The organism is Arcobacter sp. (assembly GCF_050300555.1).
In the GTDB taxonomy this organism is placed as follows: Bacteria; Campylobacterota; Campylobacteria; order Campylobacterales; family Arcobacteraceae; genus Arcobacter.
Genome location: NZ_JBNKXY010000080.1, coordinates 1 through 850 on the forward strand (window position 1 = coordinate 1; position 850 = coordinate 850).

Genomic DNA, 850 nt, shown 5'->3' on the forward strand with positions numbered 1-850 from the left:
ACCTCACTCACAGAAAGTGGGACTGACTCACATAAGTACTTGCTTATAATAGTAAATTGCGGCGGTGGCCACGAGTACACAAAATTAATTTCTCGTGTATCTGTGGATGTCATTATTTTCTTTTTGTAGAGCCTACTATGACCCGGCTCGCTTGCCATTACTGAACGTATCTCTTGAGCAGTCTCAATCGATTGCATGTTGTCCCACCTCGCTCGCCGAACTTGGGAGAATTCATATTAAAAAGTTTCATACAAACATTTATTTTATACAATGTCATGGAGAGAGTAGTCCTCACCAGCTAGGGTACCAAGGTCTTGCTGGTTGGTTTGATATCACAATAGAAACTGATGCATATCGTGAGTATTCCTAACTTGTGAGGTCAGTTTCTCCATAATTTGTTTTTAAAATGATATATGCTACTTTGATCATTAGTAGCAATGGGCATGGTGACGCCTCCTCCCACTTGTTGCTACTGAGGATCACAACATAACTTTTGTACTTTTTTGCTTGTGAAATTCTTGCATCTTTATGACATGAAATATGTAAACAATCTCTAGGTTCAAATTGATACTTCTACAATGTCATTATATAAGTAGAAGTACGTAGCATTGTCATCTACTTCTTTAGTACTGCATACACTACAACAACTATGCACACACACACAAGCTTCTCGATCCATTTTAGGTGATCAACAATCTTCTCCATCCTATCTCTCAGCACGGCCACTGAGGAATAACTTGAATAGCTGTAGGAGGCGAAGAAACTACGGGAATAGGTGGCATCTGCTCCATCATGTCCTCCCATTGCAAGAGCTGGCAACCTATGGCCTGAAACACAAGATTGACTACAC

At 40.2% G+C, this 850-nt stretch carries 1 protein-coding gene; it reads right to left on the bottom strand.

Going from position 1 to position 850, the window contains the following annotated elements; genetic code table 11:
• Nucleotides 1–615: 615 nt before the first annotated feature.
• A partial coding sequence (locus tag ACQY5W_RS13050; protein WP_428025409.1) for a hypothetical protein occupies nt 616–850 on the bottom strand: 235 nt, incomplete at its 5' end.